A 25205-nucleotide genomic window follows, 5' to 3' on the forward strand; every position below is an offset into this window, starting at 1 on the left:
GGCGTTCAGGCCTTTGCCGCGGCGGGCTTTTGAGCTGCGGGTTTTTGGCCGGGGAACACGTCGTTGACCTCTTCCTCGGACCAGCCCTGGCGGGAGATGCGCTGCAGCTCGTCCGTCACCGGCTTGCGGGTTGCCTGGAACAGGGCCAGTGCTTCCTTGACGGAGCCCGCCTGGGCCAATGCATCCGCGAGGGCGCCGGCATCCTCGATGGCGGAGTTCGCCCCCTGGCCCTGGTGGTGCAGCATGGAGTGGGCGGCGTCGCCCATCAGGACCGCGGAGTCCGTGTGCCACGTGTCAACGGGGTCGATGTCGTAGACGGCGCGGATATTGACCGCGTCCATGTCGAGGCCGCGGGCGATCTCAACGATCCGCTCGTCGAAGCCCTCCACCGTCTTCAGGAGTTCTTCCTTCGTGACCGTCGGCGCCCAGGTGCCGTCCGGATTCAGGGCGGTGATGTCGAAGGACATCTGGTTGCGGTGGCGCAGCGGCAGCAGGTACACCTTGGTGCCCTTGCCGATATACATCCGCAGGTTGCTGTCCACCACCATGCCGTGGGCGTCGTCGGCCGGGATCACCACGCGGTAGGCGTGCTCGCCGGAGAACACGGGGCCTGTGGCGCTGAAGAGCTGCTCACGCACCACGGACCTGATGCCGTCGGCGCCCACCACCAGGTCGGCTTCGACCGTCGTGCCGTTGGTGAAGGTGAGGACGGTGCGGGGCCCGCCGTCCTCGATGGTCTCCAGCTTGTGGCCGAGGTGCACCATGCCTTCGGGGAGCACGCCGAGCAGTGCCTCGATGAAGTCGCCGCGGTGGATGAGGTAGGTCTGCTTGTCGTCGCCGGACTCGGGCCAGGTGTCCTTCATTATGGGTTCACCGGTGGCGGTGAGGATTTCGAAGTAGTCGCTCGGTGAGCTGACCTGCGCGATCGCGTCGAAGATTCCCCACTGGCGGAACCGGGCCATGGTGGCCGGACGCAGGCCGATGCCGGCGCCGACCTCGCGCATCCGGGTGGCCTGTTCGTAGACGGTGACATCCGCGCCGAGCAGGCTCAGTGCCTTTGCGGCTGCCGCGCCGCCGTAGCCCGCACCGACGATGGCAATTTTGAGGTTCTTGATTTCCGAAGCCTTCATGGATTCATCTCTTTCTTGTGGCGGCCTGTCCGGGATTCAGCCAAGGGACAGGAAGTCGGCGGGGTTGTCTTCGAGCAGGAGCTTGAGGGTGGCTTCGTCGATACCGGCTGCACGCATGTCGGGGATCATGTCCTCGAAGATGTAGTTGATGGTGTGGCCTTTCACGCCCGGCCAGCCCAGCGGGCTGCAGTTGGCGTCGGCCGAGACGAGGAGCTTGTCCGCATAGCCCTTGTTCACGAGGTTGACGAAGTGCCCCATGCGTTCGGCGCGCTTGCGGCCCCAGAACGGCGGATCCGGCAGTTCCAGGTCGTAGCCGAAGGTGTCGAAGCCGATGCGGCCGCCCTGCTCGTAGATCCAGTCGTGCGGGGTGACCGGAGCGTTCAGGCCGTCGTCGGCGTGGCCGAAGAGCACTCGGTCCAGCGGCAGGCCCTCTTCGTTAAAGATGTTCACCGCCGGTTCGGGGTCGATGGCCAGGTGGGTCAGGATGGGTGCACCGGTGACGACGGCGGCGCGGGCCGCGGCACGGTAGATGCGCTTGTCCAGCTCCGTCATCCGTCCGCCCCGGCTAACGCCCACCTTGATGACGCCGGCCTTGGCACCCGTGTTGCCGATGCCGACGGTGATCTCGTGGATGAACACCTTTGCGAGGTAGTCCACGGAGGCGCGGGAGAAGTGCGGCAGGGCGGTGTCACCGCCGACGAAGCCGGTGCAGGCCACGATGTGCACGCCCGTTTTCCGGGACAGGGACTTGTAGTAGTCCACGTCGCGGCCGTTGCAGATGCCGGTGGCGTCCACGAAGGTGCCGCCGCCGTATTCGCGAAACTTCCGCAGCTTGGGCACTGTTTCCCCGTAGGCCTGCTCCGGCGACTTCCACCACCTGGTGTCCAGTTCGGACCCGGGCATGCCGTAGCCGATGTGTTCGTGGACCGCCACGATTTCCAGTTCTTCGGCCGGGATGGTTCCCAGCACTGTGTTGACCTTGCTCATTAAGGAATCCTGCTCATTGGTTCACCTCAGGGGTTCAAAAGTTTGTTGTGGGTGGGCCGCGACCCGCCTAGCGCACGGCCAATAGGTTGCGCGGGTTCTCCACGAGGATGCGCCGGGCGTCTTCTTCGCTCAGGCCGCGGGCCTTAAGGAACGGCACGAATGTGGACAGGACGTGGCTGTAGGGCAGGTGGTACTCAGGCAGGCCCTTGGCCACGCCGATCGAGTTTCCCGAAAGGATGATCCTGCCGGCATGGCCGGCTCCGACGAGTTCGAGCACGAGGCCGGCACGGTCGTTGTCAGTGAGGTAGTCCGCGTGGTCGTTCAGGCCCACGTGGTCGATGCCCACGAAGGCTCCGAGGTCCGCCACCTTGAGGGCGGCCCCCGCTGCGTCCGTGCGGTCCAGGTCGCCGACGAGCACCCTGTCGGCCCCGATCTGCTCGTCCAGGACGATGTCCAGATCATGAAGGGCATCGGCGCCGAAGCGGATGGAGACCGGGACGCCGGTGCTCCTGGCGGCGCGGGCGGAGCCGCGGAAGAGGCTCTCCTCTGTCGGGGTCATGCCGGCGCGGTCGGCGATGGTGGCGACCATGCCGGCGGCGGCGCGGCGCTCGACCCTGGGAACCACCATCCCCTCACTGGCCTCCTTGCCGAAGAGGTCGGCAAACTTTTCGGCCGGCCACGGGGTAGGCGGGTTGGTCTGCGGCGTGAGGAAGTATCCGCCGAGTTCTTCCTCCGGACCCAGGCCTGTGGAGGCAACGATGTGGACGCCGGTGGAGCGGGACAGTGCCTCGTAGAGCTTGAGGTCGCGGCCGTGGAACATGCCGGTGCTGTCTACGATCGTCTGCCCGCCGTGGGCCCGGAAGTCCTCCAGCTTGGCGGCGAGGACTTCGAAAATCTCCGCCCGGTCCATGGAGATTTCGGGGGCGTACTGGGCGCCGGGGAGCACGGACAACAAGACCTCATGGACCGCGACGATGCCCAGTTCGGAGGCAGGGATTGGCCCCAGGACCGTGTTGACGGTTTGCCCGGCCGGGGCTTGGACTGCCTCGCCGGTTTCGACGGGTGCGGGGTGACTCACGGGGCTTCTCCCTTGAAGGTCGGTTCTGGATGGGGGACGCGGAGCTCGACCGTGCCGTCACTCCCATGCGCTGGACTCACCATCCCATATTTCTTTACATCACGTCAAGAAATTTTCTATCAATTATTTTCCTTGACACTGCGTAAGAGATAACTCCACACTGTTTCGAGAGACCACAACGGTTGAACGGAAACAAAGGAGTTTCATCGATGAGTCAGACCATCCCGTTGCCGAGCCGCGGCTCTGAGCGGGCCACCTTCATTGCCGCTTACAGTGCGGTCGCCCTGGCCCAGATCACGAATGCACTGCCCGGCGCGCTCAACGGCACCTTTGCCGTGGAATTCCGCACCTCGGGCGCAGGCCTGGCCTGGATCGCGGGCATGTTCATGATGGGCATCGTGGTGTTTGAGCTCAGCTGGGGCCTTCTGGGCGACCTGTTCGGCCAGAAGAAGCTGCTCTACGCGGGCGCTGTGATCAGCGTCGCCGGCTCCGTCCTCGCGGCGCTGGCGTCGAGCACCGAACTGATGATCGCAGCGCAGGCGGTCGGCGGGATCGGGGCGGGCATCCTCTTCCCCATTTCGCTGTCCATGATCGCGGCCATCACCCCGGACCACCGTGCCCGGGCAAAGGTTATCGCCACCTGGGCAGGGTTCCTGTCGCTGGGTGCGGTGATCTCCCCCATCCTGGCCGGGGTCACGGCGCAGGCCTTCACCTTGCCGGGTCCCGCGGCCGGCTCACCCAACGTCTTTAGCGGCTGGCGCGTGGCCTACTACATTGCCGCCGCGATCGCCGTCGCGGTCATTATCGTCGCGGTGCGGGCGAAGGATTCCGCAGGCGTCGAGAAGCGCAGACTCGACCTGCCTGGCCAGGCCACCCTCGCCCTCGCCCTCATCGCCGTCCTCTTCGCCACCGTCCAGGCCGTCGACGCCGGCTTCGGCAGCGCTGGAGTGATCGCCAGTTACGTTGCAGGCGCCATCCTCCTGGCAGCCTTCGTGGTCATCGAAACACGCACCAGGCAGCCGCTGATCCACCTTTCGCTGTTCAGGAACAGCGCCTACTCGATCACCGGCGTCGTGGCAGTCACCGGCATGTTCGCCTTCCTCGCCGTCTGCTACAGCACCAGCGTCGCCGTCGGGGGACTCGCCCTCGCCGAGGCCTGGAAGGTCGGTGTACTGTTCGTCTTCATCCAGGGCCCGGCCTTCGCTTTCATCCCGGTGGTCGGCTGGCTCATCCACCACGTGGCTCCCCGCTGGGTGCTCACCGCCGGCTTCGCCTCCATGGCCGTCTCCGCCTACTGGCTCTCGACGTTCTCCCTGGGCACGCCGGAGGCGTTCGGCGGAACTCCCTGGACGGCGTTCATTCTGCCGCTCCTGCTGTTGGGCATCGGGTTCGCGCTCACGGTTGGCTCCATTACGGCCGTCGCCATCAACACCGTGCCGCCACAGCACATCGGCATGGCCTCCGCCACCACCAACCTCCTGCGGGACCTCGGTTTCGCCCTGGGCCCTGTCATCGGTTCAGCCATCGCCTTCGGCGTCGGAGCCACAGCCTTCGCCCAGCCCCTCGCCGGGATCCTCCGCGGGGCAGGGCTGCCCGCCGAAGCCGTCGCCGGGCTGTCGAACGTTCCGCCCCTCGGTTACCTCTCCGGCTGGGATGCCGTCGTCGCGCAGTTCACCGGCCAGGCAGCGGCCACCGGTGCACCCGCCCAGGCCGTCAACGGCATGGTCAGCGCACTCACCTCCGCGCAGCAGCAGATCCAGGGCGCAGCGGGAACCTCCCTCGGCCAGGGTTTCCAGACCGTATATCTCGCCGCGGGCATCGCGGCAACCCTCTCCGCTCTTCTCACCCTCTTCATCTCCGCACGTTCCTCGGCGCCCACACCCGCTGCCATCGCTGAGACTTCGGAGACCACTGCGGCCAACGCAGAGGCAGCCGTCTAGGACCCGCAGCCCCGGCCCGGCCAACTATCTACCGCCCGCCACTCCACCACCCGCAAGGAGAACATTGTGACTGCACCCATCGAATCAGACATCGACATCTGGGATGACGACATCCTCGTCGACCCCTACCCCACGTATGCCGCACTCCGCGAGCAGGCCGGCGTCGTCCACCTGCCCAAGAACGGCCTGTACGTGCTGACGCGCTACGACGTCATCCGCGACGTCCTCGGCGATCCGGCAACCTTCTCGTCCGCCGGCCTTGGCTTCAATCCCATGGTCAACGAGGCGCTGCAGGGCACCTCGCTTGCCTCCGACCCGCCAGTGCACACGCAACTCCGCACGACGTTGTCACAGAATCTCACCCCGCGCGCACTCCGCGGCCTGAAGGTCACGATCGACGAGAAGGCGGACAAGCTGGTCGCCGAACTGGTCGCCGGCGGCAGCTTCGACGCCGTCGACTCCCTGGCGCGCGCCTTCCCGCTCGAGATCGTCGCCGACCTCATTGGCTTCAGCGGGCGCGTGAAGGACAACATGCTGCGCTGGGGGCATGCCGCGATGCAGGTCATCGGCCCCCTGAACCAGCGCACGCAGGAGAGTTTCCCGATCGCCGGCGAGCTGTACGGCTGGTGCTCTTCGGTCAGCGCCGAAGACCTGGCTCCGGGATCGATCGGCCGGGGGATCTTCGAGGCCGAGGACCGTGGCGACATCCCCGCAGGCTCGGCCGGGCACATCATCCACCAGTACCTCGGCGCCGGCGTGGACACGACCATCGCTTCCATCGGGAATATCATTGCGCTGTTCGGCCGACACCCGGAGCAGCTTGAGCTCGTCCGGAACAACCCGGAGCTGGTCCCCGCGGCCTTCGCCGAGGTGCTGCGCTACTGGGCTCCCGTGCACATCTGGGGCCGCACAGCCACCCGGGAGGTTGAGATCGACGGCGTGACCGTTCCGGCGGGCGCGCAGCTGGGCATCCTGTTTGGCGCCGGCAACCGCGACCCGCGCCACTACGAAAACCCGGATGCCTTCGACGTGAGCCGCAACCCCGTGGACCACCTTTCCTTCGGCTACGGGCCGCACGGCTGCGCTGGCCAAGGCCTGGCGAAGCTCGAAGCCCACGCGATCATCGACGCACTCGCCCGCCGGGTGAAGGTGCTGGAACTTGGGAACGAAGTCAGGGAACCGAGCAACATCACGCGCAGTTTCGAACTGCTCCGCGTGACCAAGGTGGTGGCGGCATGAGGATCGAACTGGACCGGCCCCGCTGCGAGGGCCACGGCCTCTGCGAGGAAGCCGCGCCCGCGCTCATGCACCTCGACGACGGCGGTGAACTCGTGATCGACTCCCCCGAGGTTGCAGGGACGGATCTGGGCGCCGCGAACGCGGCGGTTCGGGTCTGCCCCGTCGCCGCGCTGAAACTGGTGGCGCCGTGACGGCAGGCACTGTGTCCATGCGGCGCATCGTCGTCGTCGGCAACGGCATCGCCGGCCTGACGGCCTGCGACTCGCTGCGCGCTGCCGGTTTCGACGGCGAGCTGACGGTTGTCGGCGCCGAGCGCCACTCCCCCTACAGCCGCCCTGCGCTGTCCAAGGCGCTGCTCCATGGTGTCGGCGGGAATGGTGCTGACGGGAATGGCGGCAACCGGAACGGCGGCAACGGGCTGAGCGCCCACGAGCTGCCCGCGCCGACACACGAGGCGACCGAGCTGCTCGGCGTCAGCGCCGCAGGGCTCAACGTCGACGCCCGGGTGGTGAGGCTCGCCGACGGCGGGGAGCTGCCGTACGACGGCCTGGTCATCGCGTCCGGCTCGAGGGCCCGGCGGCTCGGTGCGGGGTCCCGCGACGGCGCCCCTGCCACCGAGCTCACCCTGCGCACCATCGAGGACGCCATTACGCTGAGGCAGCGCGTGGCGTCGCGCCCGTCCGTCGTGGTGATCGGCGGCGGGCCGCTCGGGATGGAAGTGGCCTCGGGCTGCCTGCAGTCGGGCTGCGAGGTCACGCTCGTCGCCGACGGAGCGCCCCTCTCCCGCCAGCTCGGCGGCTACCTGTCCCGCATTTTCACCTCCGCCGCACTCAGGCGCGGACTGCGGATCGTCAGCGGCGGGAAAGCCCGCCTGGTCAGGTCCGGTGCGGGGACGCGCGTAATCCTCGACGACGGCACCGAACTGGAGGCGGAGGTCGTGGTCAGCGCGGTCGGCGACGAGCCCAATATCGAGTGGTTGGCCGGCTCGGGGCTCCTGGCCGACGGGTCGCTTCGCGTTGACTCCCGGGGGCGGGTCCGGACGGACATCGTGGCCGCCGGCGACGTGGCGTTCTTTCCCACCCGGCGCGGGGTGGGCCGGGTGCCGCTGTGGACCAGCGCCATCGACCAGGCGAAGAGCGCCGCCGTCGGCCTGCTTAGGGGGGACGCAGCGCCCGGGCTCGATTTCCAGCCGTACTTCTGGACCGAGTGCTTCGGCCTGGCCCTCAAGGCGGTCGGCTTCACCCCCGCGGCCGGAGACCCCGATTCCTGCGAACGGGGTGAGGGGGAAGGGTCCATGCTCCTGCATTGGGCGGACAGGTACTCCCCTGGCGGCACGCACTCGGCGGGCGGCAGGGACGGGACCGCCGCGGCGATCAACTACCGGATCCCCATCCCGAAGCTGCGGCGGCTGGCCGGCGCCGGTCTTCCTGACGGGGCCGGCCTTTCTTGACAGCACGTCAGCCCCCTTGCCGTCGCGCAGCCTTTGCCCCGCCCGCGCACGGATGCCTCACGCCACGTTAGGATTGCGTCATGCCGTCGCTGCGAGAAGCCCAAAAGCAGCTCACCCGCGACACAATCGTCGAACGGGCGCTCGAGCTGTTCACCGAAAAGGGCTACGCGGCAACCAAAATCGAAGAGATCGCTGCGGCGGCCGGCACCACCCGGGTCACCTTCTACGCGTACTACCCCACGCGGGCCGACCTGATGAAGGACTTCATGGCGCGGGTCAACGCCGTACTCGAGCGCGCTGACGGCCCTAACAGCGGCTCCACCGCCGTCGAACTGGTTGAGGTGGTCCGTGCGGGCGAGCTGTCCGGGGTCCTCGCGTGGCTGGAGTCGCGGGCGGCACTGTGGCCGGCCTTCCGCCCCTACCTCGACGTACTGGATGAGGCCGCCGTCCTCGACCCCGAGGTGCGGACCATGGTGGAGGGGTGGCACGAGGAAGTCATCTCGGACATGGTCCGTGGCATGAAGCTGGCCGGCCGCTTCCCGGAGGAGACGCACCACATCCGCGGCACGCTCGCCTTCACCCAACTCGATTACGTCGCCACGCTCTGGACACGGCGCAAGCTGGAACCGAACCGCGAGCACGCCCTCGAAGTGCTGGCGGACAGCTGGTACCACCTGCTCTGCGACGAAGGCTGAGTCGACGGAGCCTGAATCACGCGGGTCAGCCGCACCTATCCAGGAGCGGCCGTCGAGCTCCGCACCACCAGCTTGGGGTTCAGGACCGAGGCCGCGCCCGAGGGGCCGTGGGCCATGTCGGACAGGAGCATCCGGATGCAACGCGCGCCGAGTTCCATGAAGCCCTGGTTCACGGTGGTCAGCGGCGGAACGAAATACCCGGCCTCCGGCTGGTCGTCGAAGCCCACCACGCTGATGTCCCCCGGGACGCGCAGCCCGGCTTCGCTGAAGGCCCGCAGCGCGCCCAAGGCCATCTGGTCATTCGCCGCGAACAGGGCCGTGACGTTGCCTGCGGCGGCGAGTTCCAGCCCGGCCCGGTAGCCGCTTTCGGCACTCCAGTCGCCCCGGATCAGCACGCCCTCCGGCAGGCCGGCCTGCTCGAGGGTGCGACGCCAGCCCTCGGTCCGGGCCGCGGCGTCGATCCAGTCCTGCGGGCCGGAAACGTGGGCGATGGAGGTGTGGCCGAGGTTGACCAGGTGCTGCACGGCAAGGGCCGCGCCAACACGCTGGTTCACGGCCGCGACAGTGAGGTGTTCATCCGCCCCGAAGCCCACGGCAACCAGCGGGACGGACACCGCGATGGTGTGCAGCGATTTCAGCATGGTCTCGTGCGGGACGATCACCACGATCCCGTCCACGGACTGCAGCAGGAAGTGTTCGAGCGCATCGTGGATCCCGGCGGTGGTCACCTCGCTGAGGCTGGCCATGCTGACGGCGTAGCCCTCGTTCCGGGCTGCCTGCTGCACGCCAAGCAGCGTGTTGGCCGGACCGTACTGCGAAGTGCCGGCGCCCAGGACCCCGATCGCCTGGGAACGCCGGGTGACGAGGCTGCGGGCCGCCGTATTGCGGCGGTACCCCAGCTCGGCGATGGCGCGTTCCACCCGTTTGCGGGTCCGGGCACTGACGTTCGGATGCGTGTTCAGGACACGGGAAACTGTCTGATGGGACACCCCGGCGAGGCGCGCCACGTCCTCCATCACGGGAGGACGTGGCGCGGTGTTTGTGCTCACCGCGTTGAGGTGGTCATACGGCGAAGATGCTCCAGGATGCCTGGTGCGTGGCGCCCGGCTCCAGCCGGATCAGGTCCACGCCGCTGTTGAAGGCATCCGGCGGGCAGGTCATGGGTTCCACGGCGAGGCCCAGCCGGTTGGGGGCCGGGGGCTGTTTGTCGGCGGTGTGGATCTGGAGCCACTGGCAGGTGCGGTCCCAGGTCATTCCGACGCCGGTCCCGCCGGGATCCCGGACCAGCACGCTGGCCTGCCCGCCGCCGTCGAACGCAATGTCCGTGAAGGCGTGGTCGATCTCCGTGGCCCCGATGGGGCGCGGAGCGCGGAAATCGAACCCGTGGCCTTCCACGGTGCGCGTTTCCTTTGGCAGCAGCCTGTCCGGGGTGACCTCGAGGAATTCCCCGGCGGGGATTTCGAGGATCCATTCGTCGAGGGGCGCCGGGCCTGCCAGGAGGTAGGGGTGCGGGCAGACCCCGTAGGGCGCGGCGGTGCGGCCAACATTCTCGGCTGTGACCGTGCTGTGCAGGCCGTCGTCCGCCAGCCGGTACTCGACGGCGACGCGCAGCGCATGCGGGTATCCCGCCGTCGGCTGCGGGGAGCAGGAAAGCGTCACCGACGACTCGTCCTGGGACTCCAAAGTCCAGTCCAGCGGGAACGCCAGTCCGTGCAGGGCGCAGCCGCGTTCGGGCTCGTTGACCGGCACCTCGTACTCAACGCCGTCGAACGTGTACCGGCCGTCGGCGATCCGGTTGGGCCACGGCGCCGCGATGATGCCCCGGTAGTCGGGGATGGGCCCGCCTTCCGGGAACGGGACAATGAGGTCCCGTCCCCGGTAACGCAGGTCCCGCAGCGCCCCGGCCTGGGCGGTGATGGTGGCGGTGTACTCCCCCGCACGGATTCTGTATTCGGTCACAGCCTTATTTTCGGTCACAGCCTGCCGGCCAGCCTGTAGTAGGCGGCGTTCCAGGCCAGTTCCTTCTTGAACTGCTTGAGCGTGGTTCCTTCGTCGATGGTGAGCAGCTCGGTCTGCGCGATCTCGGCGAAGTCCTCGAACACGTCCACGCCCACCTGGGTGGAGAGGACGGTGTGGTGCGCAGCCCCGGCGGTCAGCCAGGCGGCGGCGGAGGTGGCGAAGTCGGGCTTCGGTTCCCAGAGGGCGCGTGCCACCGGCAGGTTGGGCAGCGGCTGGTCGAGGTCGACGACGTCGACGGCGTTCGCCACGAGGCGGAACCGGTCGCGCATGTCGGACAGGGCGACGACGACGCCGGGGCCGGCGTCGGTGTCGAAGACCATGCGGACCGGGTCCTCCTTGCCGCCGATGCCCAGCGGGTGGATCTCGACGCGCGGCTTGCCGGCGGTCAGCGAGGGGCAGACCTCGAGCATGTGCGCGCCGAGGATCTTCTCCTGGCCGGGGGTGAGGTGGTAGGTGTAGTCCTCCATGAGGGAGGCACCGCCGGGCAGCCCGGCGCCCATGACTTTGGCCGCGCGGATCAGGATGGCGGTCTTCCAGTCGCCCTCGGCGCCGAAGCCGTAGCCGTCGGCCATGAGCCGCTGCACGGCCATGCCCGGCAGCTGGCGCAGTTCGCCGAGGTCCTCGAAGGAGGTGGTGAACGCGGCGGAGCCGTTGGCTTCGAGGAAGCTGCGCAGCCCGAGCTCGATGCGGGCGCTGTAGCGGAGGGACTCGTGGCGGGCTCCGCCGGCGCGGAGCTCCGGCGCCACGTCGTAAAGGCGCTCGTACTCGGCGACCAGGGTGTCGACGTCGGACTCCGCGGCACCGTGGACAGCGTCGGCGAGTTCGTTGACGGACCAGGTGTTGACCGAGACGCCGAAGCGCAGCTCCGCCTCGGTCTTGTCGCCTTCGGTGACCGCGACGTTGCGCATGTTGTCCCCGAAGCGGGTCAGCTTCAGGTTGCGGACGGCGGCCCAGCCGGCGGAGGCGCGCTGCCAGACGCCCACCTGGCGGGCCACCTCGGGGTTGGACACGTGCCCAACGACCGTCTTGCGCGGCACGCCCAGCCGGGCCTGGATGTAGCCGAACTCGCGGTCGCCATGGGCGGCCTGGTTCAGGTTCATGAAGTCGAAGTCGATGTCCGCCCAGGGCAGTTCCACGTTCGCCTGGGTGTGCAGGTGCAGGAGCGGCTTGCGGAGCAGGTCCAGGCCCTGGATCCACATCTTGGCCGGGGAGAACGTGTGCATCCACGCCGTCACGCCGATCACCGAGTCGTCCGAGTTGGCTTCCAGCGCGGTGCGGCGGATCGCGTCCGAATCCGTCAGCACGGGCTTCCAGACGAGCTTCACCGGCACCGCGGAGGACTCGTTCAGGGCGGCGGCGATCTCCTGCGACTGGGCAGCCACCTGCTTCAGGACGTCCTCGCCGTAGAGGTGCTGGCTGCCGGTGAGGAACCAGACCTCATAGTGCTCGAGGGAGGTGTTGTTGGCGCTGGTCATTGGTGTCTCCTTGGAAAGTTTTGGGTGTGGTGCGGGGTGCGGGCGCTTAGCGTCCGTAGACGTTTTGGTAGCGGTCGTACAGCGACTCGATCTGCCCCTGGTCGATCGGCAACGGTTCGCCGAGCTGGCGCGAGATGTGGACCGTGCGGGCCACTTCCTCGCACATCACGGCGGCCTTGACGGCGGAGCGGGCGTCCTTGCCGATGGTGAACGGGCCGTGGTTCTGCATCAGCACCGCCGGGGAGTTGGAGCCCTGCAGGGTCTCCACGATGCCGCGGCCGATCGAATCGTCGCCGATCAGCGCGAACGGGCCAACGGGGATCGGACCGCCGAATTCATCGCCCATCATGGTCAGCACGCACGGGATCTCCTCCCCGCGCGCGGCCCAGGCCGTGGCGTAGGTGGAGTGGGTGTGCACCACACCGCCGACGTCGGGCATGTTCCGGTAGACGTAGGCGTGCGCGGCCGTGTCCGACGACGGCGAGAGGTCCGGGTTCTCCCACTTGGCCGGAACGCCGTCGGCGTCGGCGCTCAGGCTGCTGACCGGCGTGCCGTACAGGTCGGTGACCACCATGGCTTCGGGCGTCAGGGCATCGTAGGAGAGGCCGGAGGGCTTGATGACCATGAGGTCGTAGCCGGGGATCCGTCCGGACACGTTGCCCGCAGTCCAGACCACGAGGCCGTACCGGGTCAGCTCGGCGTGCAGGTCGCAGACCTCGCGGCGGACACGGGCAATGGTTTCCAGCAGGGCGCTCATGCGGAGACCTCCTCGGTAAGCAGGGACGGGTCGTTCAGGGATGGGGAGCCGGGCGTCTCGGGTTTCACGGAACCGGCGGCGTTCCGCTGGATGGCCTTGAGCCGGTGCATGACCTCGTTGGTTCCCCGGCCGAAGTAGTCGTGCAGGGTCCGGTACTCGCGGAAGAGTTCGTCGTACGCGGCGACGTTGTCCGGGATGGGGGTGTACACGGCGCCGGGGGCGGAGCCCATGGCGTCCGCGGCGGCCCTGATGTCCGGGTATTTGCCGGCGGCAACGGCAGCGTGGATGGCCGAGCCGAGAGCCGGGCCCTGGGTGGAGCCGATGGTGGAGAGCTGCAGGCCGGTGATGTCCGAGTAGATCTGCATGAGGAGTTTGTTCTTGAGCAGTCCGCCGGCCACGATGAATTCCTTCACCGGAACGCCGGAATCCCGGAAGGCCTCCACGATGGTGCGGGTGCCGAAGGCCGTGGCCTCGAGCAGCGCCCGGTAGATGTCCTCCGGGCGGGTGGCCAGGGTCTGGCCCACCACCACGCCGGAGAGCTCGTGGTCCACCAGCACGGAGCGGTTGCCCGAGTGCCAGTCCAGCGCGATCAGGCCGTGCGCTCCGATCGCCTGCCCCGAGGCCAGGTCCGTCAGGTACTCGTGGATGCCCTGCCCGGCCTCAGCCGCGGCCTGGTGGTATTCCGGCGGGACGCCGTACTTGGTGAACCAGCCGAAGATGTCGCCCACGCCGGACTGTCCGGCCTCGTAGCCCCAGAGCCCGTCCACGATGCCGCCGTCCACCACGCCGCACATGCCCGGCACCTCACGGAGCTCGGCGCCGTTCATGACGTGGCAGGTGGAGGTGCCCATGATGGCCACGAGCTGCCCCGGCTCCACGGCCTTGGCTGCCGGCGCGGTGACGTGCGCGTCCACGTTCCCGACGGCGACGGCGATGCCTTCCGGCAGCCCGGTCCAGGCGGCGGCCTCGGCGGTGAGGTAGCCGGCGGCGTCGCCCAGCCGGCCGATGGTGTGGTCCAGCTTGGTGCTGACGAAGTCCTTGAACTGCGGGTTCAGGGCGGTGAGGAAGTCATCGGACGGGTAGTGCCCGTCCTGGTAGATACCCTTGTACCCGGCGGTGCAGGCGTTGCGGACATAGTTCCCGCAGAGCTGCCAGACGATCCAGTCGGCGGCCTCCACCCAGTGGTCCATTTCGGCGTAGGCCTCGGGATCCTCCTCCAGCAGCTGCAGCCCCTTGGCGAACTCCCACTCCGAGGAGATCAGCCCGCCGTACCGCGGCAGCCAGGACTCGCCCAGCTCCGCGGCCAGCGCGTTAATCCGGTCCGCCTGGCCCTGCGCGGCGTGGTGGCGCCACAGTTTCACATACGCGTGCGGACGGTTCGCGAAGCCCGGCACCTCGTTCAGCGGGGTCCCGTCAGCCTTGACGGGAACCATGGTGCAGGCGGTGAAGTCCGTGGCAATTCCGACGACGGCTGCCGGGTCGATCCCGGCGTCAGCGATCGCGGCGGGAACAGCGTGCCGGAGCACGTCACGGTAGTCATTCGGCACCTGCAGCGCCCATTCCCCGGGAAGCCGGGTTACGCCGTCGCCCCCGGCATCCGCCGGAAGCGCTTCCGTGACCACCGCGTGCGGGTAGTCGAACACGCCGCTGCCGAGTTCCTTGCCGTCGCGGACCCGCACAACCACGGCCCGGCCGGACAGGGTGCCGTAATCCACCCCGATGACATAGTTTTCGCTGCCGTCTGCTGTGACGTCCATGAATCCTCCAGATAAACCGCCCGTCTGTTTCGCGGGCTGAAACTATTGTGAGCGCTAACAATACAATGCGTCAAGTGCCTTTTTGCCTTGCCGGAAATCCTTGCCGCTATGTCCCCGAAGCGGCGCTTGCCGGATCTGCCGCAGCACGGGCCTGCCTGCCGCCCCGGGGCGCGCCGGCCGTCTGCCGGATAATCAGCTCGGGCATCCGCCGCTCCAGCCTGTGGACGGCGGCACCCGCCATCTGCTCCTGCAGCAGCCTGAACACGTCGTGGCCAAGCCGGACGAAGTCCTGGCTGACCGTAGTCAGGGGCGGCAGCCAAAAGCGCGCCAGTGGATGGTCGTCGAAGCCGACCACGCTGAAGTCCCGCGGAACTGCCTTGCCTTGGGCGGCCAGCCCGCTGATGAGGCCAATGGCGAGGTCGTCATTGCCGCAGAACAGCGCGGTGATGTCCTGCCTGTTGGCAATCGCCTTGCCAAGGGTGTGGGCGCTTTCGGGCTCCCAGGTCGCCTGCATCACGGGCGGAACCCGCGCCCCGGCGTCCTTGAGCGCCTTTCGCCAGCCCTGCGTTCGCCCGTCTTCGCGCCGTGACGGCGGCACGGCCACGTGGTGCACCGTCTCGTGGCCGAGGTCCAGGAGATACTGCGTGGCAGCGGCGGCTGCCTTGGCTTCCTCGAAAACGGCCTGTGAGCGCCGCGTTTCCCGGGTTCCCGACATGACCGCTACCGGAATTCCTGCCGGCAGCGCACGCAGGGCGGCGATGCCGGGCGGGTCGAACTTGAGAACCACGATTCCTGCGACCTGCTGGCCCAGCAGCAAGTCAACGGCCCGCTGCACCTCGGTTTCCTCGGTGCTTTCCACCACGGTGATGACCACGGTGTAGCCGGCGGCGCGGGCAGCCTCCTCAACACCCTGGATGGCTGAGGCGTAACCGTACCTGGACGTGTTTCCTGCGATGACCCCGATGATGGATCCCCGGCCGGATACCAGGGCGCGGGCAGCGCTGTTCGGACGGTAGCCCAGCTGGGCGATCGCATCGTGGACCCGTTTAGTCTTGTCGGAGCTGACCCGCTGCTTTCCGGTCAGGACACGGGACACAGTGGGCACGGAAACTCCGGCCACGCGGGCCACGTCGCCAATGGAGGGCGGCCGCACCTCGGAAGGGATCGACATGAGCTTGAGGTTCCGTTTCGTGGTTGTTCCAATGGCAGCTGCACCGTCAGGGCTCCGGCGCTACCACCAGCTTAGGGTTAAGGCCTTCCGGCCGGCCTTACTTCACGGCCCCGCTGGTCACACCCGCAATGATTTTGCGCTGCGCCACGATGAAGACGATGAGCAGCGGAAGGCTCATCAGGACGATGTAGGCAAAGATCAGGTGCCAGTTCTGCAGATACAGCCCGGAGCTGGCCACCTGGTAGAGGTTGAGCGGCAGCGTATCGATGCGGCCGCCGATGACGAACAGCGCGTAGAAGACGTCGTTCCAGACGTAGAGGCAGATCAGGATGGTCGCCGTCGACAGCACCGGAACCAGCAGCGGCAGGATGATGGTGAGGAAGACCTTGACCGGGCCGGCACCGTCCATCCGGGCGGCTTCCTCCAGTTCCAGGGGGATGGTCCGGACGAAACCCGTGACGAAGAAGATGACCGTGGACAGGTACATTCCGACGTACACGCCGATCATCCCGGCGCCGGATCCGGCGAGCCCGAGCTGCCGGAGGAGCAGGACGATGGTCACGACGGCCGGCGGAAGGATGATGCCGCTGATGGCCAGGGCATACAGCACCGAGTTCAGCCGCGATTTCCGGCGGGCGAGGATCCAGGCGGCCAGGGAGCCGAGGAAAAGGACGACGGCGACCGTGGGCACCATGATCGCAACGCTGCCCAGGAGCGCCGTCGGCATCTTCCCCTGGCTGAAGACCTGCCCGAAGTTCTCCATCAGGTGCCACTCCGTGGGCAGCTGCAGGTTTGGATTCAGCGCCTCGGCCTGGGTCTTGCCAGCGGTTACAACAACCATCCACAGCGGAATGCCGAGGAGGACCAGGACCGAGAGCAGCGCTGCGGCGGGCTGGATATACTCCGCCGGACGGCGGCGCTGCCTGATGCGGCCGCCGCGGTTGGCCGGACGAAGAACAGTAGGAGCGCTCACAGGACTTCCTCACGTTTGCGGAGCATCCGGACCACCGGAAAGGCAAGGACGGCCACGGTCACGAAGAGCACCAGGCTCATCGCCGTGGACTGGGCGAAGAGGCCCTGCCCGAAGGTCCGGAAGATGAAGATGTTGAGCAGCTCGGTACTTTTGGCCGGGCCGCCCTCGGTGGTTGCCTGGACGATGTCAAAGCCGTTCATCGAGCCCAGCAAGGCAGTGGCTACGTTGAAGGTGACCGCAGGGGCAATGAGCGGGAACCTGATTCGCCAGAAGGTCTGCCACGGGGTGGAGCCGTCCAGGCGCGCCGCTTCCAGTACGTCGCCGCTGATGGTCTTGAGCCCTGCGAGGTAGATCAGCATGGACAGCCCCATCCATTTCCACGCGTGGATCAGGGCGACGACCACGATCGTCCAGCTCGTGGAGCCCAGCCAGGCGATGCTGACGTCCTGCTGGAACACGGCTGAAAGGATCCCGTTGAGGGCACCTTCGGGCTTGAGCAGGGCGCGGAAGATGTAGCCGACAGCCAGCGCGGACATGATCACGGGAATGAAGAACATCACCCGGGAGAAGCGGTTGATCCTGGTGTCCCGCTCCAGCAGCACGGCCAGCCCCAGCCCGAACACGTTCTGGAACACGGCCACCATGGCCGCATACAAGAGCGTGATCCACAGCGAATTGACCAGGGTGCCGCTGCCCAGCAGATCGACGAAGTTGCTGACGCCGGCGAAGTTGATCGCTGATTTGAAACTGGACCAGTCGGTGAAGGCATAGATGAAGTTGAAGAGCGTCGGAAGAAAGAAGAAGACGAAGAGCACTGCGAACGCGGGCAGGAGAAACCACAACGGGTGGGCGGATTTTTCGCGGTGTCCCCGGCCGGCCGGGGCCGGAACTGCCGGCGGTGCCTGTCGCTTGCCGGCGGGCCGGGCGGTGGTATGGAGCGCCATCATGGAGCCTTTCAGGCGGGCGCCGGGTTAGCCCGGCGCCCGCCAGGAGTCTGGACGGTCAGAAGCCCGCGGCGCCCTGCGCCTTGGCGAGCTGGGCGAATTGGGTCTGGGTTTCCTGGGTGACCTGCTGGGGGGTCTTGGTGCCCTGGATCATGTCGGCGAGGTTCAGGTAGAGGTCAGGGTTGGCCACTGCCAGGGACTGCATGGATCCGACGGAGTCGGACAGTGATGCGGCTGCGTCAAGGAGCGCCTGCGGCACGTCGGTGGAGTCCTTGGCGTCCGTTTCAAGGGAAACGGTCTTCTGGGCGGAGACGAAGTCCTGGTAGCCCTCCCCCATCCAGAAGCCCAGCAGCTGGCGCGCGGCGGCTTCCCGCGTGGCGTCGCCGGTCTTGAAGGCGATCAGCGCGTTGGACTGGTCCGGGATCACCGTTGCGACGTTGCCGGCGGGAGAGATGGGGAAGAACCCGATCTTCTTGTTCAGTTCAGCCGTGTCCGCCTTGGCCTGAAGCTGGCCGAAGAAGGAGTTGACCTGCACTGCCATGGCGGCCTTGCCGGAGAGGAGCGCATCGGCCTGGTCGGCGAAGGTGGCGGTCTTGATGTTCGGGTTGAACAGGCCCTCATCGATCAGGCCCTTGTAATTCTGCACCGCGGTCAGGATGGTCGGGTCGGTGAACTTTTCCTGGTTCTGGTTCACTTTGTCCCACAGGCCGGCCTTGGCCGCGTCGGCGAGCTGGACCTGGACCCACCACTGGGTGGCCCACTTGTCGCCGCCCATTTCAAAGAACGGCACGGTGCCGGCTTTCTTGATGGTCCGCGCGGCCGCGAGGAAGTCGTCCCAGTTCTTGGGTGCCGTGGTGATGCCGGCCTTGGCGAAGACGTCCTTGTTGTAATAGACGCCCTCAACGGCGGGGCTCGTGATCAGCGAGGCGTACCTGGTGTTGTCGAGGATTCCGGTGATGTCCTTGACTGCGGGCTTGAGCTTCTCCAGCCACGGGGCCCCGTCGATGGACTGCAGGTTGGTCTTGGCATTGATCGCGGTCAGCATCGATGCTGTGGGCTGCCAGAAAGCCAGGTCGGGTTTGTCCCCGGTGGCGATTTTGGTCTGGACGCCCTGTTCGTAGGGGTCCGGGATGGTGACCACGTTGACCTTGGCCCCGGTCTTGGCTTCGAAGGCACTGACGACGCTCTTGGGCACACTGTTGGAATTCTGTGCTGCCCAGATGGTGAGGTTGACGCCGTCGAGCTTGGTGCTCACGTCGGGCCACGCGGCCGGTGCCGTGTTGGTGGAGGCGCTGCCCGGATCACTGCAGCCGCTCAGGGCGATGAGCCCGGCGGCCAGCAGCGCCGTGGCCTTGAGGAAATTCTTCATTGAACTGCTCCTTACTTACTTGAAAGTGTGGGTTATTGGGGGATGGATAAGAAATCGCGGCCCGGACCGCTACCGTTCCACGGTGAGCCTGAATGTCCGGGCAGAGGGGGCAGGGGATGCGGAGTGCACGTGCAGAAGCCCGGCTGCCGGATTCCACTCCGTCTTCCATTCGGTCAGGCCCGTCGGGAAGACGGTCTGGACCGAGACGGCCTTGCCTGCCAGGGCGGGAAAGCGCAGGTCCAGCAGTTCGGGTGCCCCGGGGCGCCGCCACACGGTGACGTAGCTTTCGTTGCCGGAGTCCAGCGCCAACGCCACGGCCGGGTCTTCCCAGTGGGGCAGCCCCAGGGGCCAGGACGGCGTGCTTCCGGCAATCACGGCGCGCAGTCCCTTGTGGACATCCATGGCTTCGTGCACAACGTAGCGCTGGGCCTCGGACAGCCGGTTCAGGTGGCCGGAAAGATAGAGCCGGCCCAGGATTCCGGTGGCCATGTTGAAGGCGATCGATTCCTCGTCCATGGCCTCGTTGGGATAGGCCCAGTTCCCGGCCTGTTCCGGCAGAACCAGCATCGGCGCCGCGGCAGCGATGGGCGGATACTTGAGGGGGTCCTGCTGGTCGGATGTGGACTGCAGCTGCAGGCGTGAGAGGAGCGCGAAGTCCATCCTCATCGCACCGGAGCCGCAGTTCTCAATGATCAGGTCCGGATGGCGGTCCAGGACGGACTCGAGCCAGCCAAGGTGGGCGCGGTTGTGGCGGAGCAGCCCTTCCCCTGCGCTGTGGGCGTCCCGGTCCGTGCCGGGGCCGGGGTTGATGTTGTAGTCGATCTTGAAGAATCCGATGCCGAACTCCTCGACCAGGCGGTCCACCACGGCATTGACGTGCCTTATGGCGGCCGGGTGGCTGAGGTCGAGGTGGTAGCGTCCCGCTTCCCGGACCCGGACGCCGTCCCGGCTGAGATACGCCGCATCCGGCAGCATGGCCGCCATGGGGCTGCGGACGCCGATCACCTCGGGTTCCAGCCACAGGCCGGGGATCATGCCGCGTTCCCGGATGCGGTCAATGACCGCGCCGAGACCGCCGGGGAACCGCCGGGCGGACGGCGACCACTCCCCCACGCTGTCCCACCAGTCGCCCCCGTCGTCGTACCAGCCGGCGTCGATGCAGAACACCTCCGCACCGGCCTCGGCAGCGCCGTCGATCAGCGGCAGCAGCCGGTCCGTCGTCGGATCCCCCATGAGCGTGTTCATGTAGTCGTTATAGACAACGTGGAGTTTCAGGTTGTCAGGATGCGGACGGCGGGCGGAGCGGCGGTAGCGGGTCATGTTTGCCACCGCGCCCTGAAGGTCCGGCCCCAGTGCGATGGTGACCGGAACCGTGGTGAACGTTTCGCCGGGGTTCAGAATCTGCTGCCACTGGTGGTCCGTGTCGGTGGGTCCGCTCAGCCCGAGGGCCACGCCCCCGGGCCCCTCGGTCACCTCCCACCTCCAGCCGCCGTTGTGTTCCACCTGCCAGGCGACCGCAAAGCCGTCCTCATCATTGGCCAGTACACCAAAGGGCAGGTCGCGGCCGGTGGACCAGGTTCCTTTGGAACGGGCCACAAGGCCGCTGCGGGACTCCTGTCCGCCGTGAACCGCCAATGCCAAATCAGGCGCGGCGGCACGCAGCGGCTCGATGCGCCACCTGTTCTCACCAAGCCAGTCATTGGCACCGGACGCCACATCGAAGCTCTCCGCCGCGGCGTTGCCGATCCTGGTGCTCAAAGTGGTGACGGCCAGCAGTGTCTGCCGCCGGACACCGGCGTTGGTGACCGTTGCCACGGCGTTCAGGGCCGCGGAGCCGGCTGGGGATGACAGCCGCAGCTCAACTTCCACACCGGATTCGGCGTCCGCCATCTCCAGGCGCGCAGCCACGCCGCCTGCCGTTTGCTGCACCTCATGCGCCACATGCCGCAGGCGCCGGCCCACCGTCGTCAGGCCAAGGCGCTCCGACGGATGGTAGCGGCCCTCCTCAACCGTGAGAATCTCCACCAGCGGCTGGCCGGGCTGCATCTGAAGTTTGTTGCCGTCGAATGCCATCGCCGCAAGATAGGGTGCGCCGGCTGGGTCCTGACAGATTTCAACCGTCAGGGCATCGTGCCCGAAGGACAGAACAGGGCTGGACAAAATGTTCTCCTCACCCGCAGAAAGGGTAGCTAGATTTTTGAAGACGTTTTCATGATAACGTCTTCAAAAGTGATGTCAACCACAGTAGGCTCCTAGTTGTTGGCGCTAACAGCCCTCTCTGCGGGATGCGATTCCTTATCCGCGGGATGCTTTGGCCACGCGCCTTCCAGGCAATGTTCTATGAACTGAGACCGGCTGAAGCCCGGTACGAAGGAGTACGAATTGAGCAGCAATCCAAGACGGCGGCGGTTCCCGTTGGCCGGCCCGGCAGCGGCGACGGCGGCCGCCCTCTCCCTCACAGTCTGCGGCCTCGCCGCCCAGCCAGTGGCAGCGGCGCCCGCCGAAACGCTGTCCGTTGACCTGGCGCAGTCCACGGGCGACTTCCGCGGCGGTGCCACCGGCACCCTTTACGGACTGGGCGACGACGGCGTGCCAAGCCAGGCGGTCCTGAACGGCGTCCGCATCACCAACACCTCCCAGAAGCCGCCCCAGGGCGCGCAGCATCCCAACGGGGATGCGCTGGACGTTGAACGCTCCTTCTTCGCGGCAGGCGGAAAGGACCTCTATGTGTACATCCAGGACGAATACCCGGACTGGGCCTACAACGGCGGGAAACGTCCCGGGGACGCCAACAACGACGGCGAATGGGATTACCTGCCAATCGTCCGCTCGGTTGCAGAAAAGATCGCGACGCAGTCCGAACACCCCGGGAATTACATTTTCATCCCATTCAACGAACCCGATGCCGGCAACTGGTACCCCAACTGGCAGGCGCAGAAGGATCAGTTCCTCGGCGACTGGAGCGCCGCCTACCAAGCCATCGGGGACGTCTACGCCGCCCACGGCCTGCCGAAGCCGAAGATCGGCGGCCCTGGGGACGCCTGGTGGCACCAGGACCGCAGCGCCGATTTCCTGGCCTATGCAAAGGGCAGGAACGAACTGCCCGATGTCTTCATCTGGCACGAGCTGGGCACCAACAACCTCGGCACCTTCCGCGGCCACTTTGCCGAGTACAAGCAGATCCTCCGCGATCAGGGCATCCCGGACATCCCGGTGAACATCACCGAATACGGCATGCTCCGCGACATGGGCGTTCCCGGGCAGCTGGTCCAGTGGATGTCCATGTTCGAGGACCAGAAGGTGGACGCACAGACCGCTTACTGGAACTACGCGGGAAACCTCTCTGATAATTCGTCACGCAACAACGGCGGCAACGGCGGCTGGTGGATGTTCAAGTGGTACGGCGACCTCGCCGGCTCGAAGACCGCAAAGGTCACCCCGCCCCAGCTGAACGTACCGGACACGCTCCAGGGGATCGCCGCCGTCGACCCGGCAAAGAAGAAGGCCACAGTTCTCCTGGGTGGCGGCTCCAGCGACGTCAATGTGTCCGTAGGCGGCATCGACAAGGCCGTCTTTGGCAATTCCGTGGACGTTCAGGTCAGAGCCAACCGGCTCAACGGCGCGGAAGGCGCCTCGCTTCAGCCCCCGGTGGTTGTCTCCGCCCACGCGAAAGTCAAAGACGGCAAGGTCTCCGTCACGGTCCCCAACAGCGACCGCTATTCCGCCTACCAGCTCGAAATCACCCCTGCCCTCGCCGACCCACAGCCGGTCGCCGGCGACCTGGTCAACAGCACCGAAGCGGAAAACACCAACCTGACCGACGCTACCGTGTACAACCAGGACCCCTCCCGCGAATGGTCCTTCATGGCCTCTGCGGGCCGGGACGTGGGCTCGTTTAACAAGGCCAGCTCTGCTGCCGCCTGGGAGGTGACCGTTCCCCGCACGGGGACGTACCGGCTCTCCATCCTCGCGGGCGCCAACCAGCGGCCCGGCCAGCACGCCCTGCTGGTCGACGGGACCTTCAACCAGCTGATCAAGTATTCGGCCGGCCTGTCCTGGACCTACCGCGGCACGACTGATGCGACGGTTTCCCTGACCGCCGGCACGCACACGCTGTCTCTGCGGGCGAGCAAGGACGGCGGGACGATCCTGCCCGGTGCCGATATCACCCTGGACCGCTTCGACCTCCGCGACATCACCGACGGCGAGAAGGCCGCCTACCCGGCCACGGACGCCCGGCTGGCCGGCGGGGCCCAGCTCTCGTACGCCAAGCCCGGAACCTCCGGCTCTGCCGACCTTTCAGGCCAGGCCTCCGCCACGTTCTTCGCCTCCACGGCCGAGACCGGCTACTACGACGTCACTGCGCACTTCACAACCAGCGGTGCTTCTGCCCTGAAGCTGGCCGTCAACGGCCGCCCGGTTGCGCTTCCTGCGGCCGCCCGCTCAGGCACCTGGGACTCGACAGTCAGGGCCTTCCTGCCGCAGGGGATCAACGAACTCACCGTCAGCGCGCCATCCGGGGCACTCGTCGGCAGCGTCAGCACCCTGCGCGGCGCCGATCAGAAGAACGCCGATTCAGATGCAGCCAACGTCTTCCGCTCCGAGGCGGAGGCCCTGCCGCGTGCCGGTGCCGCAGCCGTGCAGACGGCGGGAGCCGGCTCCAACGGTTCCGCTGACGGGTCCGGCGTGGTCCGGGACGTCGGATATATCGGAAACGGGGCAGGCAACACCCTGACTGTTCCCCGCCCGGCGGGCTTCGGGGCCGGCGAGTACCAAATGGTGCTCGCAGCCGCGAACGCGGACAAGTCGGCCGCGATCAACTACAACCCGCAGGTGATCAGCCGCTTCGTTGACGTCACCGAAGACGGCGGATCGACAGTCCGCGGTGCCATGCGGCACAACTATGCGTGGAACAGCTACTGGGACAAGACCATCCCGCTGAGCCTTGCCACCGGCGACGGTGCGTTGGTGCTGGGCAACGCGACCGCCTACGCGCCGAACATTGACACAGTGGTTCTGGCCAGGTTTGTCGCAGGCACGCCAACAACGGTCCGGCGGTAATCGCCGGGCGATGAAGGACCAGCTGGCCGCGGACACCGGAAGGTGCCCGCGGCCAGCTGCTGTGTGGCCTTAGGCCGGGGCGGACGTGCTCCGGCGGACCACCAGCTCCGGTTCCACCACCGTGGTGCTCACCGTGTCGCCGTTCTCAATGGCGCTCAACATCAGATCCATGCAGCGCCGGCCCAGCTCCTCGAAGTCCTGGCGGACCGTGGTGAGCGGCGGCGTGAAGTAGCCGGACTCCGGCTGGTCGTCGAAGCCCACCACGGAAACGTCCTCGGGGACCCGGACGCCGGCCTCGTTGAAGGCACGGAGCAGGCCCAGGGACATCTGGTCGTTGCCCACGAACAGCGCGGTGGCGGTCCGTTCGGCGGCCAGCTTCCGGCCGATCTCGTAGCCGCTGCCGGCGCTCCAGTCCCCCTCGACCACCAGGCTGTCGTCCAGCCCTGCCTCGCGCAGCGCGGCGCTCCAGCCCTCCGCACGCGCCACCGCGTCGATCCAGTCCTGCGGGCCGGCTATGTGGCCGATCCGGCGGTGGCCCTGCTCAATCAGATGCCCGACGGCGAGCTCGGCCCCGCGCTTCTGGTCCACCATGGCGCCGCTCACCGCCTCACTGCCCAGGGACCCGACGGCCACCACCGGCACGCCGGGGTTCAACTCGGCCAGGGCCAGGAGAGTCTCGGAATGCGGCACGATCACCACAATGCCGTCCACCGACTGGTCCAGGAAGTGCCGGATGGCGTCGAAGATCGCCTCCCGGCTCACCGAGCGGAGGGCGGCAATGCTCACGAAATAGCCGGCATCGCGCGCGGCCTGCTCAACCCCCAGCAGCGTGTTGGCGGGACCGTACTGCGACAGCTCGCTGCCCAGCACGCCAATGGTCTGCGACTTCCGCGTGACCAGGCTCCGGGCAGCCGTGTTGCGCCGGTAGCCCAGCTCGGCAATGGCGGCCTCGACCCGCTCGCGCGTGGCCTTGCTGACGTTGGGATGGTTGTTGATCACCCGGGACACAGTCTGGTGCGAGACTCCCGCGCGCTCCGCCACATCCTCAAGCCGGGGCAGCCGGGCATTGCTTTTTGCCATGGGGTAATTGTGCGCGACGCACAGCCCGGAACACGAATAGGGCGCAACACGGATAGACGCGGCCGGACGTAAAATGATGG

The 25205-nt window shown here is 67.2% G+C and carries 20 protein-coding genes; 6 read left to right on the top strand and 14 right to left on the bottom strand.

What is annotated here, in order from left to right; all coding sequences use genetic code 11:
- Positions 1-5 precede the first annotated feature (5 nt).
- The 3 genes from ACFRAU_RS01735 to ACFRAU_RS01745 form a co-directional block, all read right to left on the bottom strand.
- Entirely contained in the window at positions 6-1130 is a 1125-nt protein-coding gene (locus ACFRAU_RS01735; protein ID WP_377998528.1) for an FAD-dependent oxidoreductase, read from the bottom strand.
- Positions 1131-1166: 36 nt separating this feature from the next.
- Positions 1167-2117 carry a phosphotriesterase gene (locus ACFRAU_RS01740; protein ID WP_377998529.1) on the bottom strand — a complete coding sequence of 317 codons (951 nt, stop codon included), beginning with the start codon at positions 2115-2117 and terminating at the stop codon, positions 1167-1169.
- Positions 2118-2184: 67 nt separating this feature from the next.
- Positions 2185-3195: a phosphotriesterase gene (locus ACFRAU_RS01745; RefSeq protein WP_377998530.1), complete on the bottom strand. Its 1011-nt coding sequence runs from the start codon at positions 3193-3195 to the stop codon at positions 2185-2187.
- Positions 3196-3404: 209 nt separating this feature from the next.
- Here ACFRAU_RS01745 and ACFRAU_RS01750 point away from each other — a divergent pair, with 209 nt between their 5' ends.
- The 5 genes from ACFRAU_RS01750 to ACFRAU_RS01770 all read left to right on the top strand — a co-directional run bounded on the left by ACFRAU_RS01750 (position 3405) and on the right by ACFRAU_RS01770 (position 8519).
- Positions 3405-5135: an MFS transporter gene (locus ACFRAU_RS01750; RefSeq protein ID WP_377998531.1), complete on the top strand. Its 1731-nt coding sequence runs from the start codon at positions 3405-3407 to the stop codon at positions 5133-5135.
- Positions 5136-5201: 66 nt separating this feature from the next.
- Complete coding sequence (locus ACFRAU_RS01755; RefSeq protein ID WP_377998532.1) at positions 5202-6374, top strand: cytochrome P450; 1173 nt, start codon at positions 5202-5204, stop codon at positions 6372-6374.
- Entirely contained in the window at positions 6371-6565 is a 195-nt protein-coding gene (locus ACFRAU_RS01760) for a ferredoxin (protein WP_377995924.1), read from the top strand. The genes ACFRAU_RS01755 and ACFRAU_RS01760 overlap by 4 nt, the downstream gene beginning before the upstream one ends.
- The gene (locus ACFRAU_RS01765) at positions 6562-7824 is read left to right on the top strand and encodes an NAD(P)/FAD-dependent oxidoreductase (protein WP_377998533.1); all 1263 of its coding nucleotides are present in this window, start codon (positions 6562-6564) and stop codon (positions 7822-7824) included. Before ACFRAU_RS01760 ends, ACFRAU_RS01765 begins: the two co-directional genes overlap by 4 nt.
- A gap of 80 nt (positions 7825-7904) precedes the next feature.
- Positions 7905-8519, top strand: a complete 615-nt coding sequence (locus ACFRAU_RS01770) for a TetR/AcrR family transcriptional regulator (RefSeq protein WP_377998534.1) — start codon at positions 7905-7907, stop codon at positions 8517-8519.
- 35 nt (positions 8520-8554) lie between these two features.
- On the opposite strand, the gene ACFRAU_RS01775 is transcribed toward ACFRAU_RS01770, so the two are convergent.
- The 10 genes from ACFRAU_RS01775 to ACFRAU_RS01820 all read right to left on the bottom strand — a co-directional run bounded on the left by ACFRAU_RS01775 (position 8555) and on the right by ACFRAU_RS01820 (position 21144).
- The gene (locus tag ACFRAU_RS01775; protein ID WP_377998535.1) at positions 8555-9568 is read right to left on the bottom strand and encodes a LacI family DNA-binding transcriptional regulator; all 1014 of its coding nucleotides are present in this window, start codon (positions 9566-9568) and stop codon (positions 8555-8557) included.
- A 13-nt stretch (positions 9569-9581) separates the two neighbouring features.
- The gene (locus tag ACFRAU_RS01780) at positions 9582-10478 is read right to left on the bottom strand and encodes an aldose 1-epimerase family protein (RefSeq protein ID WP_377998536.1); all 897 of its coding nucleotides are present in this window, start codon (positions 10476-10478) and stop codon (positions 9582-9584) included.
- Between the two features lie 14 nt (positions 10479-10492).
- Positions 10493-12013: an L-arabinose isomerase gene (gene araA / locus ACFRAU_RS01785; protein WP_377998537.1), complete on the bottom strand. Its 1521-nt coding sequence runs from the start codon at positions 12011-12013 to the stop codon at positions 10493-10495.
- Between the two features lie 46 nt (positions 12014-12059).
- Positions 12060-12770 carry an L-ribulose-5-phosphate 4-epimerase gene (locus ACFRAU_RS01790; RefSeq protein WP_377998538.1) on the bottom strand — a complete coding sequence of 237 codons (711 nt, stop codon included), beginning with the start codon at positions 12768-12770 and terminating at the stop codon, positions 12060-12062.
- Positions 12767-14527: a ribulokinase gene (gene araB, locus ACFRAU_RS01795; protein WP_377998539.1), complete on the bottom strand. Its 1761-nt coding sequence runs from the start codon at positions 14525-14527 to the stop codon at positions 12767-12769. Before araB ends, ACFRAU_RS01790 begins: the two co-directional genes overlap by 4 nt.
- Positions 14528-14633: 106 nt before the next feature.
- Complete coding sequence (locus ACFRAU_RS01800; RefSeq protein ID WP_377998540.1) at positions 14634-15698, bottom strand: LacI family DNA-binding transcriptional regulator; 1065 nt, start codon at positions 15696-15698, stop codon at positions 14634-14636.
- A gap of 97 nt (positions 15699-15795) precedes the next feature.
- The gene (locus ACFRAU_RS01805) at positions 15796-16671 is read right to left on the bottom strand and encodes a carbohydrate ABC transporter permease (RefSeq protein WP_377995933.1); all 876 of its coding nucleotides are present in this window, start codon (positions 16669-16671) and stop codon (positions 15796-15798) included.
- Positions 16668-17618 carry a carbohydrate ABC transporter permease gene (locus ACFRAU_RS01810; protein ID WP_377998541.1) on the bottom strand — a complete coding sequence of 317 codons (951 nt, stop codon included), beginning with the start codon at positions 17616-17618 and terminating at the stop codon, positions 16668-16670. Before ACFRAU_RS01810 ends, ACFRAU_RS01805 begins: the two co-directional genes overlap by 4 nt.
- Positions 17619-17673: 55 nt before the next feature.
- On the bottom strand, positions 17674-18984 hold the full coding sequence (locus ACFRAU_RS01815) for an ABC transporter substrate-binding protein (RefSeq protein WP_377998542.1): 1311 nt from the start codon (positions 18982-18984) through the stop codon (positions 17674-17676).
- 69 nt (positions 18985-19053) lie between these two features.
- Positions 19054-21144 (bottom strand): glycoside hydrolase family 36 protein, encoded by a 2091-nt coding sequence (locus tag ACFRAU_RS01820; RefSeq protein WP_377998543.1) that lies wholly within the window; start codon positions 21142-21144, stop codon positions 19054-19056.
- Positions 21145-21366: 222 nt separating this feature from the next.
- On the opposite strand from ACFRAU_RS01820, the gene ACFRAU_RS01825 reads away from it, so the two are divergent.
- Complete coding sequence (locus ACFRAU_RS01825; RefSeq protein ID WP_377998544.1) at positions 21367-24045, top strand: CBM35 domain-containing protein; 2679 nt, start codon at positions 21367-21369, stop codon at positions 24043-24045.
- Between the two features lie 69 nt (positions 24046-24114).
- Here the strand turns inward: ACFRAU_RS01825 and ACFRAU_RS01830 are convergent, their stop codons facing one another.
- Complete coding sequence (locus ACFRAU_RS01830) at positions 24115-25125, bottom strand: LacI family DNA-binding transcriptional regulator (protein WP_377995938.1); 1011 nt, start codon at positions 25123-25125, stop codon at positions 24115-24117.
- Between the last annotated feature and the right edge of the window lie 80 nt (positions 25126-25205).

Source organism: Arthrobacter sp. NPDC056691, assembly GCF_042791415.1.
Taxonomy (GTDB): domain Bacteria; phylum Actinomycetota; class Actinomycetes; order Actinomycetales; family Micrococcaceae; genus Arthrobacter.

What these genes read in the sequence shown, in the direction of transcription:
- ACFRAU_RS01790 (WP_377998538.1), bottom strand. Translation starts at nt 12,770, where the DNA reads ATGAGCGCCCTGCTGGAAACCATTGCCCGTGTCCGCCGCGAGGTCTGC.
- ACFRAU_RS01760 (WP_377995924.1), top strand. Translation starts at nt 6,371, where the DNA reads ATGAGGATCGAACTGGACCGGCCCCGCTGCGAGGGCCACGGCCTCTGC.
- ACFRAU_RS01810 (WP_377998541.1), bottom strand. Translation starts at nt 17,618, where the DNA reads ATGATGGCGCTCCATACCACCGCCCGGCCCGCCGGCAAGCGACAGGCA.
- araA (WP_377998537.1), bottom strand. Translation starts at nt 12,013, where the DNA reads ATGACCAGCGCCAACAACACCTCCCTCGAGCACTATGAGGTCTGGTTC.
- araB (WP_377998539.1), bottom strand. Translation starts at nt 14,527, where the DNA reads ATGGACGTCACAGCAGACGGCAGCGAAAACTATGTCATCGGGGTGGAT.
- ACFRAU_RS01815 (WP_377998542.1), bottom strand. Translation starts at nt 18,984, where the DNA reads ATGAAGAATTTCCTCAAGGCCACGGCGCTGCTGGCCGCCGGGCTCATC.
- ACFRAU_RS01770 (WP_377998534.1), top strand. Translation starts at nt 7,905, where the DNA reads ATGCCGTCGCTGCGAGAAGCCCAAAAGCAGCTCACCCGCGACACAATC.
- ACFRAU_RS01830 (WP_377995938.1), bottom strand. Translation starts at nt 25,125, where the DNA reads ATGGCAAAAAGCAATGCCCGGCTGCCCCGGCTTGAGGATGTGGCGGAG.
- ACFRAU_RS01750 (WP_377998531.1), top strand. Translation starts at nt 3,405, where the DNA reads ATGAGTCAGACCATCCCGTTGCCGAGCCGCGGCTCTGAGCGGGCCACC.
- ACFRAU_RS01735 (WP_377998528.1), bottom strand. Translation starts at nt 1,130, where the DNA reads ATGAAGGCTTCGGAAATCAAGAACCTCAAAATTGCCATCGTCGGTGCG.
- ACFRAU_RS01740 (WP_377998529.1), bottom strand. Translation starts at nt 2,117, where the DNA reads ATGAGCAAGGTCAACACAGTGCTGGGAACCATCCCGGCCGAAGAACTG.
- ACFRAU_RS01800 (WP_377998540.1), bottom strand. Translation starts at nt 15,698, where the DNA reads ATGTCGATCCCTTCCGAGGTGCGGCCGCCCTCCATTGGCGACGTGGCC.